A 21,694-nucleotide genomic window follows, 5' to 3' on the forward strand; every position below is an offset into this window, starting at 1 on the left:
AATTTTCAAATTGTTCACACTATAAGACTATTTACCTCTTTTCTCGTCAGAAACTGTCAATTTGTGTCTTCCTCTTGCACGACGAGCAGCCAAAGTACGGCGACCGTTTGGAGTTGACATTCTTTCACGGAATCCGTGCTTGTTCTTTCTTTTTCTTACAGAAGGTTGAAATGTTCTTTTCATGGCATTATATCTTTATAATTCTTATATTTCTAAAACAGGACTGCAAAGGTACAGAAGTTTTTTGAAGTTGCAAATTCTTTCTAAAAACTTTCTGGCACTAAGGTGATGATAATGAGTATCTTTGATAAAAATTATTCAAAGTTTAGATACAAATACTTATTGTGAAGGCTAATTTTATGTTACACTGAAAAGCTTTATCAAAATATGAATTATAAAATTTTTTCTCAAGAACCGCAAAGTCATCTGCTAAACATAGAAATGCTGATTGATAATATTCAGTCGGAAACGATTGAAATTCAGTTGCCTGCATGGCGACCAGGACGCTATGAATTACAGCATTTTGCTAAAAACATTCAGCGTTTTGAAATAGTTGATTTACAAGACAACCTGCTTAGTTTTGGAAAAATCACTAAAGATAGATGGCGAGTAAATACTGCTGATATTCAATCTATTAAAGTAGTTTTTACTTACTTTGCGAATGTGCAAAATGCTGGAAGTTCGTTTGTGGATGATAGTACGATGTACATCAATTTTGTAAACTGTTTGCCTTATGTAGAAGGCAGAATGGATGAAGCTTGTGAAGTAAGTATTTCTTTACCAGATGATTATAAAATTGTCTGTGGTTTGCCAAGCAAGACAAATGAGCCTACTACTTTGCTAGCACAAGATTATTATCATTTGGTTGACTGTCCGTTATTAGCAAGTCCTTATTTACAACATAAAAGTTATCGAGTAGCAGATACAGATTTTTTTGTCTGGTTTTTAGGAAATTATATTCCAAACTGGGAAAAAATATTATCAGACTTTCAAAAGTTTACAGAAAAGCAGCTTGAAATAATGGGCGATTTTCCTGAAAAGGATTATCACTTTATGAATTGGATATTACCCACTTCATTTTATCATGGGGTAGAGCATCGCAATTCTACCATGATTGTGCTGGGGCCAGCCTCAGAAGGTGATGGACTTTATACAGATTTACTCGGAGTCAGTTCACATGAATTGTATCATGCTTGGAACATCTGTAAAATTCGTCCTATCGAAATGATGCCTTATGATTTTACCAAAGAAAATTATTTTCCTACGGGTTTTGTAGCGGAAGGAGTAACTACTTATTTTGGGGATTTATTCTTAGTACAATCGGGTGTATTTAATCTAGAAGCTTACCTGAAAGAATTAGAAACTGTTATCAAACGTCATTTTGAGCAAGATGGACGAGCGTTTCAATCACTCACAGAATCGTCTTATGATTTATGGTTAGATGGTTATTCACAAGCCATTCCTAATCGTAGGGTATCCATTTACCAAAAAGGAGCAGTAGTAGCCTTAATCCTAGATTTAATGATTCGTTTGAAGTTTGGTCATCGCCGTTCCTTAGGCAGTGTCATGCAAGTTATGTGGGAACGTTTTGGTAAAACTGGCGAGGGTTATTCCATAGAAGACTATCAAAAGGTATGCGAAGAAGTATATGCAGGTTCTTTAAAAAATTATTTTAAAGACAGTGTCGAAGGAAACATTCCTTTAGAAGATTTAGTAAATGAACTATTACAAGCCTTTGGTTTAAATATCCAATGGAACGAAAATGGTAAAATTCATTTGGAATTATTAGATTCAGAGAACGAAAACCTAAAGTTGTGGTTAAATTTGTAGCGATTTTTTAAAACACCTATCATTTTATAACTTAAAAGGTTATATTTTTGTTATGATAATTGAATTTGATAACGATGATTTGTACAACTATTATTTAGGAAGTTTTAAAGGAAAGCCTAAATTTCCGATGGCTATACAAAATCAATTCCGAAAAGTTGTTTCGCTTTTTCAAACCGCATCCTCATTTTCTGAAATAAAGAAAGTTAATTCTTTAAGAATACATCCATTAAAACGAGATTTAATGGGTTATTATTCAGCAAGAATTAATGACCAATATCGATTGATTTTCGAACTAAAATCTGAGCAAAATGGAGACGAGGTTTTAGAAGTCATCATTATTGAAGATTTAACAGATTATCATTAACAAAATGAAAACAAGATTAGACCCTAATTACATTCCGGCTGTGGCAATGCACCCTGGTGAATTATTACGTAACGAAATCAAAGAAAGAGGGCTTAAACAAACGGAATTAGCCAATAGACTATCGATTAGCCAGCCTTTTTTGAATGGGTTATTGAGAGAAAAAAAGAAAATAAGTATTGAATTAGCCATCAAATTAGAAGAAGTATTGGGCATTGAAGCCGAACAATGGGTGAAGCTCCAGAGACTTTTCGATAAAATAGAAACAAGAAATAAAACAGAGCAGAGTCTTCAACATCTAAATATTTCATCTCAGAAAAGAGAAAGTATCTTAGTAGCGATGATGGCATAGTATATTTTAGTTATTTGTATATACGAATGGCTGATTATTTTAAGATACATAAACAAATCTGATTATGACAATGAAGAATTATTGCTAATAGATTTAAGACGATTATAAAAGAAAACGCTCGTCTAAATTAAAATTATTGGATGAGTTATTTTGACTAATAAATGAAAGATAAAATAAAACAATTAGCCCAAGCCAACGCCAGTGAATTTGTGGCAAATCGCAGACATTTACATCAAAATCCTGAATTATCGTATCAGGAATTTAATACGCAAAAGTATGTAGCAGCACGCTTAAAAGAAATCGGCATTACGCCCACTGAAATTGCTAATACTGGTTTGATAGCAACGATTGAAGGGAATAATCCTTCTTCTAAAATCGTCGCACTTCGTGCTGATATGGATGCTTTACCGATTGTTGAAGCGAATGATGTACCCTACAAATCATTGAACGAAGGAGTAATGCACGCTTGCGGACATGATGTGCATACGGCTTCGTTGCTAGGTGTCTCTAAAATTTTACATACACTTCGCAATGAGTTCGACGGAACAGTGAAATTAGTTTTTCAACCTGCGGAAGAAAAAGCACCGGGTGGAGCGTCAGTAATGATTGCCGAAGGAGCTTTATTGAACCCTAGTCCAAGTAAAATGCTTGGTCAACATGTTGCTCCTAATATTCCTGTCGGGAAAATTGGCTTCCGAGAAGGAATGTATATGGCTAGTGCCGATGAGCTTTATTTTACGGTAAAAGGCAAAGGCGGACACGGTGCCATGCCCGAATTAGGTATTGACCCTGTATTGATTACCTCACATATTATCGTGGCTTTACAGCAGATTATTAGCCGTAATAGAAATCCACGTTACCCTTCGGTGTTGACTTTTGGCAAGGTAATAGCCAATGGTGCTACCAACGTAATTCCGAATGAAGTATACGTAGAAGGTACTTTTCGTGCAATGGATGAAGAATGGCGTGCAGATGCGCTGGCTCGTATCAAGAAAATGGCAGAAGGTATCGCAGAATCTATGGGCGGAACTTGTGAAGTATTCATTCAAAAGGGCTATCCATTCTTGAAAAATGAACCCGAATTGACTCGCAGGATGAAAGGTGCTGCGGTTGATTATATGGGCGAAGCCAACGTAATTGATTTAGATATTTGGTTGGCAGCAGAAGATTTTGCCTATTATACACACCATGTAGATTCGTGTTTCTATCGTTTAGGAACACGTAACGAAGCTAAAGGTATTATTTCTGGTGTTCATACACCTACATTTGATATTGACGAAAGTGCTTTGGAAATTGGAGCAGGTTTGATGTCTTGGTTAGCCGTTAGTGAATTAGCCGTTTAATGACATGGTACTATAGATATTTCAACCCTCTTGATTTTATAGTCAAGAGGGTTTGTTTTTTATAAGTTGGATGTATCTGTTTCTTTGTTCATTAAAATACTTTCTTGTAAATTTTCTGGCATAAATTACCGCTAGGGGTTTATACGAAAATAAAATACTTAGTATATTTTTTAATGGTATTATTAAAATCACAATTCATCATTCACAATTATTATTTACGTCATGCCCAAAGATAATTTTTCCACTCAAGCAGCACTTTACGCTAAGTTTCGTCCGAAATATCCTGAGGAATTATATGATTTTGTATTGAGCAAAGTAAAAAGCTTTGACACCGCTTGGGATTGTGCTACTGGTAATGGGCAAGTGGCCTATCGTCTATCTGAAACGTTTAAAGATGTTTTTGCAACCGATATTTCTCAAAAACAGCTAGACAATGCACAACAAGCTGATAATATTCATTATGCTATTGCTCAAGCCGAAAAGACTGATTTTCCAGCAAATACTTTTGATTTAATTACAGTCGGGCAAGCAATTCATTGGTTTGATTTTGAACGTTTTTATCAAGAGGTTCACCGAGTGGCTAAACCAGATGCTATTTTTGCCGCTTGGGGTTATGGCACATTGACGATAGATAATGTAGAAGCCAATGCTTTGTTTCAAGATTTTTATCAAGAACAAATTGGTGAGTATTGGGATGCTGAACGTGGGTATATTGATGAGGAATATCGTACACTTCCTTTTACACTAGAAGAAATAGAAAGCCCAAGATTTGAAATGGTTTATCAATGGACATTGGCTGAACTGGAAGGTTATTTAAATACGTGGTCGAGCGTACAGAAGTACATTAAAATTCACCATGAAAATCCTGTAGATGGTTTTATAGAAAGTTTAAAAGCTATCTATAAAAGTTCAGATATTTTCACGGTGAATTTTCCTATTTTCATGAAGGTAGGGGTGGTAAAATAATATTTTTTCTCTTAATCATGGCAATAATCATTTCATTTCAAAAACTACTTTAACTGATTTTGAAACACTTACTTTTTGTATTATCTGAGTAAGAGATGGCATGGCTGTTTCATAAGATCCTTTAATAGTTTCGTGGGCTGTATTTATATTCGACAAAACAGGTTCAGTATCTTCTGTATCAGCAATTTTAACAATTCCAACTATAGTTTTTTTTGCAAATTTTGCCATTATATCTGCCTTTTTCAGTGCAGCCTCTAAAGCTTTTTCAATCAGTATCTTTTCAGAACCTTCTAATTTAGATGAACTAAAAGAACTACTAAACTCTGTAAATCCATTTTTTAAAAGTTGAGCCTGAATTTTAGAATATTGTTGGATACTATCAATAGTAAAATTCACTTCCTGCTCAGATACAATATTTTCTTTTTTAATATTATTATTACCATAATCAGCTTCTTTTTTTATCTCAAGAAGCGAATAGGAAATCTTATTTTGAGGTATTTTAAACTCCTTTAACAGTTTTAATATTTCTTTTTCTTTGATTTTATGATTCTGATTAATCTTTTCTAAATCAGATGGGTCTTTTACAGAAATTAATACCGTAAAAGTTATCTGGTCGGCTGGGAGGTCTAAAGTAGCTTGTCCTAACACAACAATTCTATTATCACCATTTTCTTTTTGTTGCGAAAAAATAACGTGATTAAAAAGAAGGATTAAAAATAGGATGACATTTTTCATAGTGTATAGTATATTTAAAAGTTTATAAAATTCTTCTTCCTACATCTCAATCCCAATCCTTTTCATTAGCTGACTCGCATTAAAACTATGACAAACACCTTCACGAAGTTTATAATCGAATACTAAATCGTCATTGACAACCTCTGATGAAAAGCTGTAGTTTTTCACAAAATCTTGTTCATCAAATTCATCTCCTAGTTCTACATCATGCGTTGAAATAAAGCCCGAAGCCGATGTTTTATGCAATTGCAACATCAAAGCTCTTGCTCCTTCATGGCGGTCTTTTGAATTTGTTCCTTTCAGAATTTCATCTAAAAAGTACAGTATTGAAGCGTTATCTTTATCCTCAGCGCCTACTTCGTCAATCAACTGTTTCAAGCGTTTTAACTCTGCATAAAACGACGATGTTCCTTCTTCTAATGAATCATTACTTCTCATACTGGTAAATACTTGCAAACACGAACATTCAAAGCTTTCAGCACAGACTATGCCCCCCGCCAATGCCAAAACTACATTAATGGCTACTGTTCTTTGAAAAGTACTTTTTCCTGACATATTCGAGCCCGTAATAATAATTGTTTTGCCTTCTCCAATCAGTTCAATATCGTTCGCAACTCGTTTACTTGCTTTAATCATTGGATGCCCCAAAGCCTTGGCTTTTAGTGTTACTCCGCCCGTTACAATAGTTGGATTGATAAAGGTTGGATTAGCAAAATGATACCCCGAAAAGCTATTCAAAACTTCAAACTCAGCAATGACAGCCAGCCATGTAGGAAGATTATCACGATGATCTTGTTTCCAATTTTCTAATTTGATAAAATATTGGATATCCCACAAAGTCGGCACGCCTACCACAAAAGCAAAGAATGGATTGGTTCTATTGGCTAGTTTATTAAGGATATCCTCTAAAGCTTTGATAGCAGGACTTGCTTCTGAAATTTTACTTTTTAAATCGTTTAGTTTTTCTTCTTGAAAATTCTCTGCGACAATCAATTCAGATACTGCTGCATAGGCTTTCATCGCTCCCGCAATACGATTGGTTTGTTCTAGGGCGATGCTTACTTCTTCAAAAATTTGTTTCAGAATCATCCCATGCGCCATAAAAAGTACCAATACGATATACGCTGGCACAAACCCTAAAATCCAAGCAATGGCTACAGGGATAGTCAAATAAGGTAAATAACGAGCAATTTGAAAGAGGGACTTTTTAATCGTTTGGTTCGCAGGAGCATTATTCCATGCTAATAGCTTGTCGGTTGGTTCAGAGACTTCTTCAATCAACATCGCTGAAGCTTCTAAATCTTGACGCCAGTCTATTTTTGCTGATAATTCCTGAATCGCCTTTTGACGATTTAAAATTTCATTGGTTTGTGCTGGACGCAATATCCAATCTGCCAGCATTTTGGCTCCTCCAAAAGTATGCGTACGGTTGAGTAATTTATAAAGCGATTGGTTTCCGAAAATATCTAAATCATTCGCATAGAAATGTTTCTTTTCTGCAAAAGTTTCTCCTGTTTCAGTACGATTAAACTGGTTGGATAAACGTTGTATTTCATCCTCATTCAAGGCAATCAATACCTTGTTTTTATCTCTTAAGTATTTAACTTTAAGATGTTTGGTCACTGAAAATAAAAATAAGGCAATCCCAATAATCAATACCAATAAAGTATAGGCAAAATCATACATCTCATAACAAAAATAGCCGACCAAAGCAGTGATTGCAAATAAAAATGCTCGGAAAACAGCCCATTGATTATACTGTTTTTGGAAGTGTTCAACAAGGCTCTGGAAGTGTATTTTTCTACTTTGAAATGTTTCGAGGGGTGTCATATGCGTATTTTTAATTTCGACAAAGATACACAAAGGGCTTTGAACATTGCAAAGGCTTATAATTCCTGCAATTCGTCTGATTCAAAAAAGTGTACACCTTTTAAATCTTTACTCGCTAATACTTGCATAGCCTTTGCTATTTGTGCGGCTTCTATCCCTCTGTATTTTTTAAGCTTTCCAATCAATAAAGGCGAGATTATTTTAGCTAACACAATCCCAATTTTTTCTCCTATTCTAACCTCTTGCCTATCTCCCATAATAAACGAAGGACGAACACTGATAAAATTATCAAAGTCTAAACTCTTTATTTTCTGTTCTAAATCTCCTTTAGTCCTCAGATAAAAGGTTGAAGAGGTAGCATCAGCACCAATCGAGGATACTAAAATGTACTGTTGTATGCCATTAGCTTTAGCAATTTTACCAATTTCAAAAGGATAGGTACAGTCTATTTTATATTGTGCTTCTTTAGAGCCTGCTTTTTTGAGCGTTGTTCCCATCGCACAAAACAAATCGTCTCCAACAATTTTTGTAGCGTCTGGCGCATCAAAATCAATGGTTTCTTGTACTAGCTTGGGATGGCTAATGTCCAAGGGTTTGCGCAATAACAAGGTTACTTTTGCATACTGTGGGTTTTCAAGGATTTGTTTTACGAGGGTGCTTCCCACCAAACCTGTCGCACCGATTATTAGGGCTGTTTTCATAGTAATTTTCTGATAGACAATTCTTTAAATAAATTATGAAGTTTATGATAATCATTACTTATTGCTTAAACCTTATAATGAGGCTCTGCGTTCCTAGAAGAAAACCTCTTTTATATTAAGGTATCTAAAAAAATATAAAAATCGGCAATTTAATAACTATCATTTCATTTTTTACGTTTGTATTATAGGCTTTTCCTGTAAATTTGAATTAATCAATTCATCAAATGTGTTATCGTGAAAGAAAATACTTTATATTCTATACTGAAATCATACCAAAAGAGACTTACGAATCTGAGTGCTAGGAATAAGTCTTTACTATTGACTTCCGCAACTGAACAATTTTTAGATATTCACGAGCTTGATTTTCTAAAAAACACGCCTTCTTTTCATATCATTGAGCAATTGATAGCTCAAAAAAACACGATATCACTTTCTGAAAAACATGACCCTCGTTTTGAAAAAGTAAACGAAATCAGTAAAAAGCTAAGAAAAATTTCAAGGCATGATAAATTGATAGAAGAAGAACGTGGCTCTGAAGATTTATACATTGGTTATCCTATCGTAAAAGGTAAGTTTTCAGATGGTACTGTCGTTCGTTGTCCTTTGCTTTTTTTCCCAATTCATCTACAAGCTACACTTTCTACTCAAAAGAATGCTGGCACTGATGAATCCCTGACTGAAATATGGCAAATAAAATTGAGAGAAGAGGCGCTTTCAATTAATAGGAGTTTTTTATTAGCTTATTCTTATTTCAACGACATTCAACTCTCGGATGAGTTTTTGGATAATTCTTTCGAGGATTTTTCAAAAAATGCCCTTGAATTCAGGACACAGCTTTATGAGTATTTAAAAAGTTCCCCACTCAATATCAATTTCAATCAAGAGAACTTTACGAATCAACTAACGTTTTTCGAGAAAATTACCAAAACTGAATTAGAAGCAACCGAACGCAATGGCGAACTGAAGTTATATCCACAAGCTGTTTTAGGAATTTTCCCACAAGCAGGTTCATTTTTAGTACCCGATTATCAGTTTCTGATTGATACACTAGCACAAAATGAAGAAAAAACGGTTGAGCATCTTTTTCCAAATGATGTCAATCCAGAGCATCCTGTCATCAGAGAAGAGCAATTGCTAATGCCCTTTGAAATAGATATTTCACAAGAGGTAGCCTTAAGAGAAGTAAAAGCTGGGCAATCGTTAGTAGTCCAAGGTCCTCCAGGCACTGGGAAGTCTCAACTGATTTGTAACCTTGTTGCCGACTTTACCGCTAGAGGGAAAAAAGTATTAGTAGTTTGCCAGAAAAGGGCAGCACTGGATGTTGTGCAAGAACGCCTAACTCAAGTAGGCATGAGGGATTTCGTAGGGAATGTCCATGACTTTAAGAATGATAGAAAAGCGTTATATCAACAAATTTTTGATCAGATAGAGCAAGTAGATACTTATCAAAAGCAGAACCAGAGTCTGGATGCTATTTTTATAGAAAGGAATTTCACACAACAAAGTCGGCAAATTGATAAAGTTTCCGAAGAACTCCAAAGCTTTAAAGATGCCTTATTTGCCATCAATGAATCTGGCGTATCAATCAAGGAATTATATTTAACAAGCTCGGCCAACGATTCTTTTGTAGACTTGCAGGAGTATTACAAGTACTTCAACTTTACGGAAATCAAAGATTTTGTTGAAAAGTTTAAGCTATACTTTGCTTACCAAGCAAGATTGAATGGAAACGAGGCTTCTGAATTTTGGCAAAAACGTCTTTCTTTTCAGCATCGTCAATCAAGTGACATTGCATTGATTACAAAGACAATTAAAGAATTAAGTCATTTTGTACAAGACTTTGAGAACCAAGCCAAACAAATATTGGATAAAAATTTATCTTTTGAAGCTCTCCAAAAGATTTTTCCCGAAAAAATAAAGCTACAAAATCTTTTAAATGGTATTGCGAACGACAAAGTATATAAACTTTTAACGAGAAATTTAACGGAACGAATCAGGACTAATGCTACTAAAATATCAGGATTAGAAGCGGAAGTTGGGCAATTATTTGCTGGGCAAGGTATTGAAATCACTTTATCAAGTACAGCACTATTGCCTTTTGCTGGTAAAATAAGTAATGCTATCAATGCCAAAGAAAATACGTTGGGAAGTATTTATTGGACATTGTTTTCTAAAGAGAAAAAGGAAATTCAGCATCTGGCAATCGCAAATGGACTAAGCATTGCCTCAGAAGATTTAAAAAAGCTACACGAAAGAATTCTGAATAGAATTGCTTTAGAAAAATGGTGGCAAGAAAATGCTTTCCTTTTTGGGAAAGACTTTGAAAAAACTACAGAGGATAATCAGGAACCTATTTGGTTAAGAAAAGGCTACCGTTGGTTCGAACGCCATTTTCAGCTACTGTATCAAGTAGCCAAAGCTGAAACTATTTTACGGAGTATTAAAAGTATTCAACTAAGTGAATGGTTTGATTGTAGTTGGACAGATTTTCAACCGAAAGTGAATTTCTTGATTGACAAATCAACCCAATTAGAAGAACAACTAAGTCTCTGGCAGGCTAACTTGTCTCCTATTCAGATAAAAGAATTAGCCAACCTCCAACATGGCACTTTAGTGATTAAATACTTGCAAGAGTATTTTGATGATATGCAAGAATTGGATGCGTTGAAGGCAAATAGTAGCCATACAGAATTAGCTGTAATTGGGTTGTTTGATGATCAAAAGAATCCTTATGATAGTTTTCTGAATAGTTTAAAATTAGCTTGGATAAAAGATATTGAAATAAAAAACCCGATTTTAAGGGGAGTAAGCTCCTTAAAAATTGGGCAGTTGGAAAGTCTCTTACAAGAGTCTCTGTTACAAAAACAGCAATTAAGCAAGGAAATTCTATTGCTAAAATTACGCACCCTCAGCTATCAGAATTTAGAGAAAAATCGGCTCCAAAACATTGTTACTTATCGTGATTTAAAACATCAAGTAGCTAAAAAACGGAAGTTATGGGCAGTTAGGCGATTGATTGCAACTTATTCAGACGAAATATTCAGGCTTGTGCCTTGTTGGTTGGCTTCGCCAGAAACAGTTTCTGCTATTTTTCCGATGGAAACTGAAAGTCCTTTTTTCGATTTAATCATCTTTGACGAAGCCTCGCAATGTTTTGCAGAACAGGGTATTCCAGCCCTATTCAGAGGGAAACAGGTAGTGATAGCGGGCGATTCTAAACAATTGCAACCTAATGATTTATACAGGTTAAAATTTGAAAACGATGATGATGATACTCCTGCTTTGGAAGTCGACTCACTGTTAGATTTGGCTTGTCAATATTTACCTCAAACACAGCTAAGAGGACATTATCGTAGTCGTTCGTTAGATTTAATAGATTTTTCTAATCAATATTTCTATAAAAATACCCTACAGCTCTTACCTGATTTTCATGAAATCAATAAGGGAGAGCCTGCTATTCAATATTTAAAGGTAAATGGTATTTGGGAAAACAATAGCAATCTTGAAGAGGCAGAAACCATCATTAGTTTGGTGGAGAATCTCAAAAAAGACTTCCCTCAAAAATCAATTGGCATTGTTACTTTCAACTTTAAACAACAAGGGCTCATTCAGGATTTATTAGAAGCGAAGCATTTTTCTTTTGATAAGACTGATAGTGCTGTGGCACCTATTTTTGTTAAAAATATTGAGAATGTACAAGGTGATGAGCGAGACATCATTATTTTTTCAATAGCGTATGCTCCTGACGTGAAAGGCAAATTGAGTATGCAGTTTGGGTCGCTTAATCAGCAAGGTGGTGAAAACCGTTTGAATGTAGCCATTACCCGTGCCAAAGAAAAAATAATGATTGTCAGTAGTATTATGCCACATCAGCTAAATGTTGAAGGTACGCTCAACGAGGGTCCTAAATTATTGAAAAGTTATTTGGAATATGCCTTGCTAGTCTCGGAAGGTAATTATAAACCTAAGCCTTATTTCTCAACAAAATATCAGGCAGATTGGTTATTAAAAGAGCAAATTGCCAAAGATAATCAGCAACATATCAAAGAATTACCTTTTGCTGATATTACAGTTAAAACAGGAGAAAAGTATGAATCGCTCATCTTGACTGACGATGATTTGTATTACGAACATATTTCGCCCAAAGAAACTTTTGCCTATATTCCAGCAGGATTGAAAGCCAAAGGCTGGTCTTTTGAACGAATTTATAGTCGTAATTTTTGGAAAAATACGTAATTGGGATTGTTTTTATCCGCAGATTGTTAGAGATTTTTTCGCAGATTTACGCAGATAATATTTGTCAGCGTAAATCTGCGTTATCAATCTCCAATATCTGCGGGTAAAAAATCAAAAAGATTAACATGAAAAATATTATTTTGCATCTCAGGATTCCGTTTTCTTTTTTCCTTATGCCTGTTTATTGGTTCGCCTTGAGCCAAACGAGTAATACCCATTTAGGTATCAGTATCGGAGTTTTCTTCCTGCTCCATTTATTGATTTATCCTGCCTCTAATGCTTATAATAGTTATTACGATAAAGATGAAGGTTCGATTGGGGGACTAGAAAATCCTCCTCCTGTCAGCAAAGAATTATTCTATGTCGCTTGGGCATTGGATATTCTAGCGATAATTATTGCTTACTTCCTATCTGGTTGGGTACTAGCCTGTGCTTTATTCATTTATAGCAGTATTTCTAAGGCGTATTCTAACGATAAAATCCGACTAAAAAAATACCCCATCCTTAGTTGGCTTACTGTCGGTATTTTTCAAGGAGCATTTACTTATTTAACTGTTATCCAAGCAATCGACGAGCTTCCACTTGAGAATTTATTTCAAGAGAAATATTTATTCCCTGCCTTATTGAGTAGCTTCAATCTATTAGGTTTCTATCCCATGACCCAAATCTATCAACACGAAGAAGATGCTAAACGAGGCGACCTGACTATGAGCAGATTATTGGGTATCCGTGGCACTTTTATATTTACAGCAGGAATTTTTCTATTAGTTACCATTGGGTTTTTCTATTTTTTCCAAACACAACAAATTTTTCAATTCCCTGCCTTTATCGTTTACTTAGTCGTAATGGCTCCCGTATTAATCTTCTTCAATATTTGGTTTTTGAAAGTTCTTAAGGACGAAAGACTTGCCGACTATAAACATACGATGCAACTTAATTTCTTAGGGTCAATTTGCCTAAACGTCTTTTTCATCTTACTGTTTTTAAGTAATCATTAAGGCGATTTATTTTGCATAAACTTTCTCTTCTGACTTACCAGATAATAGGAATATATACTAATGACTACTAAAAAGATGTATATTTAAGCCATAAATATTACTTCAGCAAACTATGTATTCCCAAGCTATTACTACTTCCATTTTTGATTTATTCAAAGTTGGTCCTGGTCCATCAAGTTCACATACAATTGGCCCGATGAAAGCCGCATACGATTTCTTAACAGAAATCAATCGTTTACCTACATCCCTTATTTCAGACACGCTACAAATCGAAATTTATTTATATGGCTCACTCAGTGCCACAGGAAAAGGACATGGAACAGACAGGGCCATCATTGCGGGCTTATTAGGTTGGAAACCTGATGCTTGCGACCCAGTGAAATTCTTGAAAATATTAAAAAATCCTGATGATAAATATCCTGTCAAGTTTCACGACCACCTTATTGCTGTAAATGCTGATAATTTTCACTTTGAAAGAGGTAAATACGACTCTCCACACGCCAACACGATGGTGTTGAAATTGAAAGATGAATCAACCATACTTCTTGAACATGAATATTATTCCATTGGTGGAGGATTCATTTATCGCAAGGGAGAAAAACAATCTGCAAAAAATGCCATTAATCCGCCCTACCCATACACTAGTATGAAGGAATTGAAGGCTCATTTAAATCGTGAAAAGATTTCCCTAACCGAAATGATGATGGCCAATGAAATGGCTTTGACAGGCGTTTCAAAGAAAGAAATTGAGCAAAAAGTAGATGGCATTTTAGACTTTATGCATAAAGCTGTAAAACGAGGATTGAAAGATAAAAGAGTATTGCCAGGGACTATCAAACTACGCAGAAAAGCACCTTTACTCTATGAGCGTGCTAAGAATCTAGCGATTACGAGTGATAGCTTTTTGATTTTCTTAAATGCTTATTGTTTGGCAGCATCTGAAGAAAATGCCGCTGGGAATATTGTCGTCACTGCTCCTACGTCGGGTGCATCTGGCGTAATTCCGGGGATTACTTATCTCATAAAAAATCATTTTCATTATTCAGCCTCGCTTATGCGTGATGGCATGTGGGCAGCCGCAGCCGTTGGCTTTTTGGTAAAACACAATGCCAGTATTTCGGGTGCAGAAATGGGCTGTATGGGCGAAATCGGTACGGCATCCGCCATGGCCGCAGCCATGCTTACTTACTGTGCTACCAAAGATATCAATGCGATGGAATCAGCTGCTGAAATTGGTATAGAGCACCATTTAGGGATGACTTGCGACCCTATTGGTGGCTATGTACAGATTCCTTGTATTGAGCGTAATGCGATGGGAGCGGTAAAATCTTACAATGCTTTTCTATTGGCTACCTCTGGAGATAGCTCTCTGCAAAAAATCTCTTTTGACAGCGTCATTAAAGTAATGAAAGCTACGGGCAAGGATATGTCTAAAAAGTACAAGGAAACCTCTGAAGCAGGGTTGGCTTTAAGTGCTACGGAGTGTTGATAATATTCGCTGAATTGCTTTAAAAAATTCAGCGAATACTATACAAAAACCTCCCAGCTTTGCTGAACCGCTTTATTAAAAGCAGATAAGTCTATTCCCAAATCTATCGACTGGCTTTTGAAATACTCTATCAAGTTTTGGGTATTGATATTGCCAACTAATTCATCTTCCGCCATTGGGCAACCTCCAAAACCTCCGATAGCACCATCAAAACGAGTACAGCCTGCTTCGTAAGCCGCTTTGATTTTAGGCAACCAAGTATCTGCACGGGCATGGAAATGTCCTCCAAATTCTATGGTCGGGTATGCTATAATCAAGTCTTTGAATAGGCTCGAAATAATTGAACTATCAGCCAAGCCAACAGTATCCGAAAGGGCAATGATATTAATGCCTATATCCGCCATTTTCTTTGTCCAAAATGCTACAATTTCAGTATTATAAACATCGCCATACGGATTGCCAAAGGCCATTGAAAAATAAACGACTAATGTTTTATTGTTTTTTAAACAAAGTGCTTGAATGGCTTCTACTATCTTAAAAGCTTCTTCTATTGAAATATTAGTATTGCGTTGTTGAAAAGTCTCTGAAATAGAAAAAGGAAAACCTAGGTATTCAATTCTTTCAAAAGTAACGGCTTTTTCTGCTCCACGTAGGTTAGCAATAATTGCCAATAGTTTAGTAGACGAATGATGTTCCTCTAAGGCACGATACACCAATTCTGTATCTGCCATTTGCGGAATGGCTTTGGGCGAAACAAAACTCCCAAAATCAAGGGTATCAAAACCTACTTCCAGTAATTGCTTTAAGTAGACAATCTTCTGTGCTGTAGGAATTTGCCTTTCCCAGCCTTGCATGGCATCGCGTGGGCATTCTATTAATTTAATTGTTTTCATGTTAGGTTCCATGCTGAAAATATTCAACAATGGCTTAGATTGTTTTAGGGAACTAAACATAAAGAATTTCTTGGTGAATATCAAAAAAACAAAAATCCCGTCCATTGCTGAATCGGGATCCTGTAAAAGTGGTTAGGTATTCATTATTAATAAGATTTTCTTTTGGCTATTGCATCCATATTATCATACCCTGCGCGGTTTGGATAGTCCGCCATTATTTTATTTATAATTTCGTTAACTAGCAACTCTCGGTCTTTCTTACGATTATTGACTTCTCCTTTTGCATAGCCTTGCCAAATCATATCTTTTGATTTACCATCCAATAGATTAATGATGATTCTATTTTCTTCATAATTACGCGAAGAAACACTTCCTCCATAACTATATCTACTTCCCCACATCGGTGCTACCGTACTCGACTGTACAGATTGCATATTCTGAGCATCTGTTGAAAAACTGATTAAAATATCAGGGTTCTTATCATCCCTTTTATATCCCCTACTATCCATCTCCCCCTCCATTGCCTTTGTCATGCGTTTTAACATTAGTTGACTACCCATTACGGCATCATTCTGTGACATCGGTGGTGTATAAAAGCCATAAGTATGGTACTGTGAAAAATTAACTTGATGGTCGTAGTCAGAGCGAACCGTCAGGGATGGGCTACAACTACTTGCTCCAAATAGAATAGCCAAAGCGAAGCATTTTAAAATCGTTTTCATTGTACAAGGAAATATGCGGTTAAATATTAAGTATATCTGGATTTCCAAATGAGTACTATTATTTCATAGGCAAATTATGCTTGTCAATATCGAATGTTAAATATTTGTTTTCTTTTCTTTAATAACGTTATTAATTTATATTTAGTCTTTAAGCATAAACGTTTGCTTATACTTTGTGTAAAATGAGTAAAAAATTATACCTAAAAACTAATAATGCGTACTAATGCTTATGCCAATATGTCAATTGGCATAAGGTTTGACCGTTTAATAAATCAAATTTGATTGTATAACTTTTAAGTGTAATTTTATGACTTCTGTCATTGTGGCAGTATATCCATTTGAATTTGGAAATAGTCATTTTAATATTCTTAAACTATTCTCCGCTTACTTTACTTATATAAATACCCATGAACTACACCGTACTATTACTTATTTCCAAATTTGCATAACACATAATATGAGTCTAGATAAAAACTTTTTAAATAATCTTAAACTTGCCGAGATTTCTGATTTCGATGGCATAGAACTAATTCCCCTTGGGTCGGAAGGAGTTGATGATGAAAAACTTGGAAAACTTACCGACGAATTACCAATATTACCAATCCGAAATGTTATTTTATTTCCTGGAATGGTAATCCCTATTACTGTAGGAAGACAAAAATCTGTTAGGCTTGTAAAAAAAGCTTACAAAGGAAATAGAACAATTGGCGTAGTTACACAGGCAAATCCTAATAAAGAAGAACCTGTAGGCGAAGACTTGTATAAAATAGGAACGGTAGCACATATCATTAAAATGATTGTTTTGCCGGGTGGCAATACTACTATTATTGTTCAGGGACGTAAACGCTTTGAAGTTCAAAACTATATTAAAACTGAACCGAATTTGATTGCCAAAGTAAATTATTTAGAAGATAATTTACCTGCTAAACTCAATAAGGAAAACAAAGCATTGATTCAGTCTTTGCGTGAAATGGCTTCGAGAATATTATTCTTAAACCCTGAGATTCCTCGCGAAGCCCAAATTGCCTTGGATAATATCGAATCTCCTAGTTTCTTAATTCACTTTTTGTCTGCTAATGTAAATGCCGAATTAGCCGAAAAGCAACAATTATTAGAAACAATTAATGGACTAGACCAAGCCAGAAAATTACTTGAATTGATGATGACTGATATTGATTTATTGGAAATCAAAAGGGAAATTCAAAGTAAGGCAAGTAGTGATATAGACCAGCAACAACGTGATTATTATTTACGTCAGCAAATAAAGGTTTTACAAGAGGAATTGGGCGTTGATAGTCCTGAGGCCGAACTTGATAAAATCAGGGCAAAAGGCGTTAATAAAAAATGGAGTAAGGAAGTATCTGACCATTTCCAGAAAGAGCTAGCAAAATTACAACGTACCAATTCTATGTCGGCTGAATATCCGATGTTAATGAACTACGTAGAATTACTAGTTGATTTACCTTGGAATGATATTACAAAAGATAATTTCGACCTTAAGAAAGCACAAAAGGTACTTGACTTTGACCATTTTGGTCTTGAAAAAGTAAAGGAAAGAATTATCGAATACCTAGCCGTATTAAAAATGAAGGGCAATATGAAAGCCCCAATTTTGTGTTTATATGGCCCTCCGGGGGTTGGTAAGACTTCGTTAGGAAAATCTATTGCGAAAGCATTAGGTAGAAAATATATCAGAATGGCCTTGGGTGGTTTACATGATGAATCTGAAATCAGAGGGCATCGTAAAACCTATATCGGTGCTATGCCAGGCAAATTGATTCAGAATATTAAAAAGGCTGGCTCTGCTAACCCTGTTTTTATATTAGATGAAATTGACAAAGTTGGTTCAGACCACCGTGGCGACCCGTCTTCTGCCTTATTAGAGGTACTAGACCCAGAGCAAAACAATGCTTTTATGGATAATTACTTAGAGATAGAATACGATTTATCTAAAGTATTGTTCATCGCTACTGCCAATTCATTGGATAGTATCCACCCTGCTCTTCGCGACCGTATGGAAATCATTGACATCAGTGGTTATACAATGGAAGAGAAAGTGCAGATTGCCAAAAAACACCTTGTCCCTAAGCAAAAAGAAGAGCACGGTTTAGAAAACAAGACGTTAACTATTACAGATGCAGCTTTACAGAAGCTAATTGAAGGGTATACCCGAGAGTCTGGTGTAAGAAAATTAGAACAACAAGTGGGTAAATTGATTCGTAAAGTCACGAAATCAATTGCCATGCAAGAAGAATATCCGAAGGTCATCAAACCCGAGGAGGTTGTGAAGTTGTTAGGACAAGAGTATTTTGATAAAGATTTATACGAAACCAACGATACTGCTGGTGTAGTAACAGGCTTGGCTTGGACACCCGTTGGCGGAGATATTTTATTCATAGAATCAATCCTGAATCGTGGGAAAGGTGGTATTACTTTATCTGGTCAGTTGGGTGATGTGATGAAAGAATCTGCCATGGCGGCACTTTCGTACCTCAGAGCACATGCTGATGATTATGGAATAGATTACAGAATTTTTGATAACTACAATCTCCATGTTCACGTTCCAGCAGGTGCAGTGCCTAAAGATGGCCCGTCGGCTGGTATTACCATGACAACGTCTATTGCTTCGGCTTTAACACAGCGTAAAGTAAGACCTCATTTGGCGATGACTGGCGAAGTAACGCTTCGTGGCAAAGTATTGCCTGTAGGTGGTATTAAAGAGAAAATTCTGGCTGCAAAGCGTGCAGGTATTCAAGAGATTATTTTATGTCATAAAAACAGAAAAGACATTGAAGAAATAACTCCTTCTTATATTTCAGACCTTACTTTCCACTATGTGGATATGGTTGATGAAGTATTACAGATTGCTTTGATGGAAGAAAAGGTTTCGAAACCAATTAATTTTATTTTTCCAGAAGACAAACGAGAGGTAGTATTGAATTAGTCATAAAAAAAGCGGAAGACTTACATCTTCCGCTTTTTTAGTTAATAGTCTGTTATTACTTCACCGACAACACTTTAAATTCTGTTCTACGATTTAACTGATGTTCTTCTTCCGTACAGGTTACACCATCAGCACATTTGTTTACTAACTGACTTTCACCATAACCTTTCGCTACAATTCTGGCTGGAGCGATTCCCTTTGAAATGATATAGGCTACTGCTGCATCTGCTCTTCGTTGCGATAATTTAGCATTATATTCTGCTGTTGCTCTGGAGTCAGTATGCGAACCTAATTCTAATTTAATCGTTGGATTATCGTTTAAGATTTGTACAATTTTATCTAATTCTGGCGAAGCGTCACTTCTAATATTAGCTTTATCTAAATCATAATAAATCGGAGCGATTTGGAAGATTTTCGTAATCTCTTTTCCTACTTCTGGCTTATCTAATTTAATCGTTGCATAGAAAGTAGTATCTGTTTCCGCTTTGGTTAACAGTTCTAAAGGAATTGATTTTCCCACCATCGTAAAGGGTTCACGTTTGGTAAAGTAACCATTCTTTTCAGTTACAATCGTATAAGATTTATCTTCTTCCATTTTTACCTTACCAAACTTACCTTCTGCTTTGGTATAAATTTCATCAATGGCTTGGTTGGTTGAATTATCAATAATTGCCACTTTTACTTCATCAAGTGGTTGATTATTCATATCGGTAATACTTCCTGCCAAAAAGTAACGGATAATTTTCTTTTTAGGCGTTTCTTTAGCAATTACTGGTACATCGTACTTTTTATCAGGCTGGGTATTTTCGTAATAATAAATATCGTCGTCTCCTTTTCCTGAATCTCGGTTTGAGGCAAAATATCCTTTTGTAGAATCAATTGCTACTAACCCAAAATCATCAAAACGGGAATTTAATGGAATCCCTAAATGCTCTACCGTGATTTCTCCATCTTTACGAACAGCCACAAATAAATCTAAACCGCCTAGTCCTGCATGTCCATCTGAAGAGAAATATAATTTTCCATCCGCAGAAACATAAGGGAACATTTCATCGCCAGCAGTATTAATATCACCCCCTAGATTGATAGCTCTGCCGAATCTTCCTGCATTGTCAATATTAGCACGGTACAAATCTATTCCTCCTTTTCCACCAGCACGGTTCGAGCCAAAATAAAGTGTTTTATTATCTGCCGAGAAAGACGGACAACCATCCCACGCCAACGAATCTGACACTGAAATAATTTCGGGTTCTGTCCAAACGCCATCTATATTTTTTGAAATGTATAAATCAACATCTGGTGATTCGTCCGAACGCTTTCCTGCATTTCCTCTAGCAAATACCATCATTTTACCATCCTTTGAAAATGTTGGTGTTCCTTCATTCGCATTATTTTTAAAGATTGTGGTGCTAAAAAGCGAAGGGTTTCCTAATTCTGTTGGACTGTTCAGCGAAGCTCTGTATAAGCCTAAATAAGGCAAGCCATTATTTTTATAGATAATATCTTTGCGTGAAGCCGTAAAAATCAAATCATTTCCTTGAATAATGGGTGCAAATTCTGCTCCTGTAGAATTGATATTCAACGGTTTTAATTCAATATACGTTTTTTTATTGGCTAAAGCTTCTACTTCTTCTAGCTGGTCTATTTCTGCCTGTGCTTTGTTTTTATATATTTTACTAGGCACGCCAGAAAGATATTTCTCTAGATTTTGGGCAGCTTCTTGGTATTTACCCTGCATTTTCTGAGTAGTCGCTAAATGATAGCGTAAATCATTTTCTCTACTTCCAGCAGCTAAGGCTTTTTCGTAATATTCACCTGCGAGAATCGCGCGATTGGATAATCTATATGACTCAGCAATTAAATAATTTGTTTTACCCAATTCGTAATTTGCTGCAGATGCCTTTTGTAATTCTTTAATGGCTAGTTCGTATTCACCATTGTCAAATTTTTTCTGACCTTTTTTAAACGATTGTAGTGCTGAATTACAACTATTCAACAAGATAACCGCTGCGAAAAGAGATATAAGTTGACGAAATTTTTGCATAGTTTTCTTTAAGAGAATTGATTTGATTAACCTGAGAAACTCGTATCTGCGCCTTTAGCTCATTACTAAGTTTCAACTTTAATTATTGTCTTTGCTTGGTATTAATATAAAACTGAAAACATTCAGCATTACGGTAAATATAACCATTTTATAAACGAGTTTTTGTCTAAAATGATTGTACTTAATAGATTTTAATTTAGCATGCCTAATCAAAGCAAACTAAAATCTATAAAATCAACTCAACGAGCCG

General features: G+C 35.5%; 16 protein-coding genes. 9 read left to right on the plus strand and 7 right to left on the minus strand.

From position 1 onward, the window contains the following. Positions 1 to 27: 27 nt before the first annotated feature. On the minus strand, positions 28 to 183 hold the full coding sequence (gene rpmH, locus AC1RNE_RS10805) for a 50S ribosomal protein L34 (RefSeq protein WP_309921952.1): 156 nt from the start codon (positions 181 to 183) through the stop codon (positions 28 to 30). A gap of 204 nt (positions 184 to 387) precedes the next feature. Here rpmH and AC1RNE_RS10810 point away from each other — a divergent pair, with 204 nt between their 5' ends. The 5 genes from AC1RNE_RS10810 to AC1RNE_RS10830 all read left to right on the plus strand — a co-directional run bounded on the left by AC1RNE_RS10810 (position 388) and on the right by AC1RNE_RS10830 (position 4,852). Then, a complete protein-coding gene (locus tag AC1RNE_RS10810; protein ID WP_492800984.1) occupies positions 388 to 1,830 on the plus strand; it encodes a M61 family metallopeptidase in 1,443 nt (480 codons plus the stop codon). Positions 1,831 to 1,882: 52 nt separating this feature from the next. Continuing rightward, entirely contained in the window at positions 1,883 to 2,194 is a 312-nt protein-coding gene (locus tag AC1RNE_RS10815; protein WP_492800985.1) for a type II toxin-antitoxin system RelE/ParE family toxin, read from the plus strand. Between the two features lie 4 nt (positions 2,195 to 2,198). Then, positions 2,199 to 2,543 (plus strand): HigA family addiction module antitoxin, encoded by a 345-nt coding sequence (locus AC1RNE_RS10820; protein ID WP_492800986.1) that lies wholly within the window; start codon positions 2,199 to 2,201, stop codon positions 2,541 to 2,543. A 161-nt stretch (positions 2,544 to 2,704) separates the two neighbouring features. Then, positions 2,705 to 3,886, plus strand: coding sequence for a M20 metallopeptidase family protein (locus AC1RNE_RS10825; RefSeq protein WP_492800987.1), 1,182 nt, complete (start codon positions 2,705 to 2,707; stop codon positions 3,884 to 3,886). A 222-nt stretch (positions 3,887 to 4,108) separates the two neighbouring features. Beyond that, on the plus strand, positions 4,109 to 4,852 hold the full coding sequence (locus AC1RNE_RS10830) for a class I SAM-dependent methyltransferase (RefSeq protein WP_492800988.1): 744 nt from the start codon (positions 4,109 to 4,111) through the stop codon (positions 4,850 to 4,852). A 27-nt stretch (positions 4,853 to 4,879) separates the two neighbouring features. Here the strand turns inward: AC1RNE_RS10830 and AC1RNE_RS10835 are convergent, their stop codons facing one another. The 3 genes from AC1RNE_RS10835 to AC1RNE_RS10845 are packed head-to-tail and all read right to left on the minus strand — an operon-like array spanning position 4,880 to position 8,118. Beyond that, the gene (locus AC1RNE_RS10835) at positions 4,880 to 5,587 is read right to left on the minus strand and encodes an SIMPL domain-containing protein (RefSeq protein ID WP_492800989.1); all 708 of its coding nucleotides are present in this window, start codon (positions 5,585 to 5,587) and stop codon (positions 4,880 to 4,882) included. A 39-nt stretch (positions 5,588 to 5,626) separates the two neighbouring features. Further along, positions 5,627 to 7,417, minus strand: coding sequence for a MutS-related protein (locus AC1RNE_RS10840; RefSeq protein ID WP_492800990.1), 1,791 nt, complete (start codon positions 7,415 to 7,417; stop codon positions 5,627 to 5,629). Between the two features lie 56 nt (positions 7,418 to 7,473). Next, positions 7,474 to 8,118: an oxidoreductase gene (locus tag AC1RNE_RS10845; RefSeq protein WP_492800991.1), complete on the minus strand. Its 645-nt coding sequence runs from the start codon at positions 8,116 to 8,118 to the stop codon at positions 7,474 to 7,476. Between the two features lie 234 nt (positions 8,119 to 8,352). Here AC1RNE_RS10845 and AC1RNE_RS10850 point away from each other — a divergent pair, with 234 nt between their 5' ends. The 3 genes from AC1RNE_RS10850 to AC1RNE_RS10860 all read left to right on the plus strand — a co-directional run bounded on the left by AC1RNE_RS10850 (position 8,353) and on the right by AC1RNE_RS10860 (position 14,841). Next, a complete protein-coding gene (locus tag AC1RNE_RS10850) occupies positions 8,353 to 12,354 on the plus strand; it encodes an AAA domain-containing protein (RefSeq protein ID WP_492800992.1) in 4,002 nt (1,333 codons plus the stop codon). A 125-nt stretch (positions 12,355 to 12,479) separates the two neighbouring features. After that, the gene (locus AC1RNE_RS10855) at positions 12,480 to 13,352 is read left to right on the plus strand and encodes a UbiA family prenyltransferase (protein WP_492800993.1); all 873 of its coding nucleotides are present in this window, start codon (positions 12,480 to 12,482) and stop codon (positions 13,350 to 13,352) included. Between the two features lie 112 nt (positions 13,353 to 13,464). Beyond that, a complete protein-coding gene (locus AC1RNE_RS10860) occupies positions 13,465 to 14,841 on the plus strand; it encodes an L-serine ammonia-lyase (protein ID WP_492800994.1) in 1,377 nt (458 codons plus the stop codon). A gap of 38 nt (positions 14,842 to 14,879) precedes the next feature. Here AC1RNE_RS10860 and AC1RNE_RS10865 read toward each other — a convergent pair whose 3' ends face one another. Further along, on the minus strand, positions 14,880 to 15,734 hold the full coding sequence (locus AC1RNE_RS10865; RefSeq protein WP_492800995.1) for a hydroxymethylglutaryl-CoA lyase: 855 nt from the start codon (positions 15,732 to 15,734) through the stop codon (positions 14,880 to 14,882). 146 nt (positions 15,735 to 15,880) lie between these two features. After that, on the minus strand, positions 15,881 to 16,456 hold the full coding sequence (locus AC1RNE_RS10870) for a DUF4136 domain-containing protein (RefSeq protein ID WP_492800996.1): 576 nt from the start codon (positions 16,454 to 16,456) through the stop codon (positions 15,881 to 15,883). A gap of 457 nt (positions 16,457 to 16,913) precedes the next feature. On the opposite strand from AC1RNE_RS10870, the gene lon reads away from it, so the two are divergent. Then, a complete protein-coding gene (lon, locus tag AC1RNE_RS10875) occupies positions 16,914 to 19,400 on the plus strand; it encodes an endopeptidase La (RefSeq protein ID WP_492803629.1) in 2,487 nt (828 codons plus the stop codon). Between the two features lie 55 nt (positions 19,401 to 19,455). On the opposite strand, the gene AC1RNE_RS10880 is transcribed toward lon, so the two are convergent. Then, on the minus strand, positions 19,456 to 21,444 hold the full coding sequence (locus AC1RNE_RS10880) for a CHU_0125 family OmpA-like outer membrane integrity protein (RefSeq protein WP_492800997.1): 1,989 nt from the start codon (positions 21,442 to 21,444) through the stop codon (positions 19,456 to 19,458). Positions 21,445 to 21,694: the final 250 nt, after the last annotated feature.

This window comes from Arcicella sp. GW822-FHT02H01 (assembly GCF_058802005.1).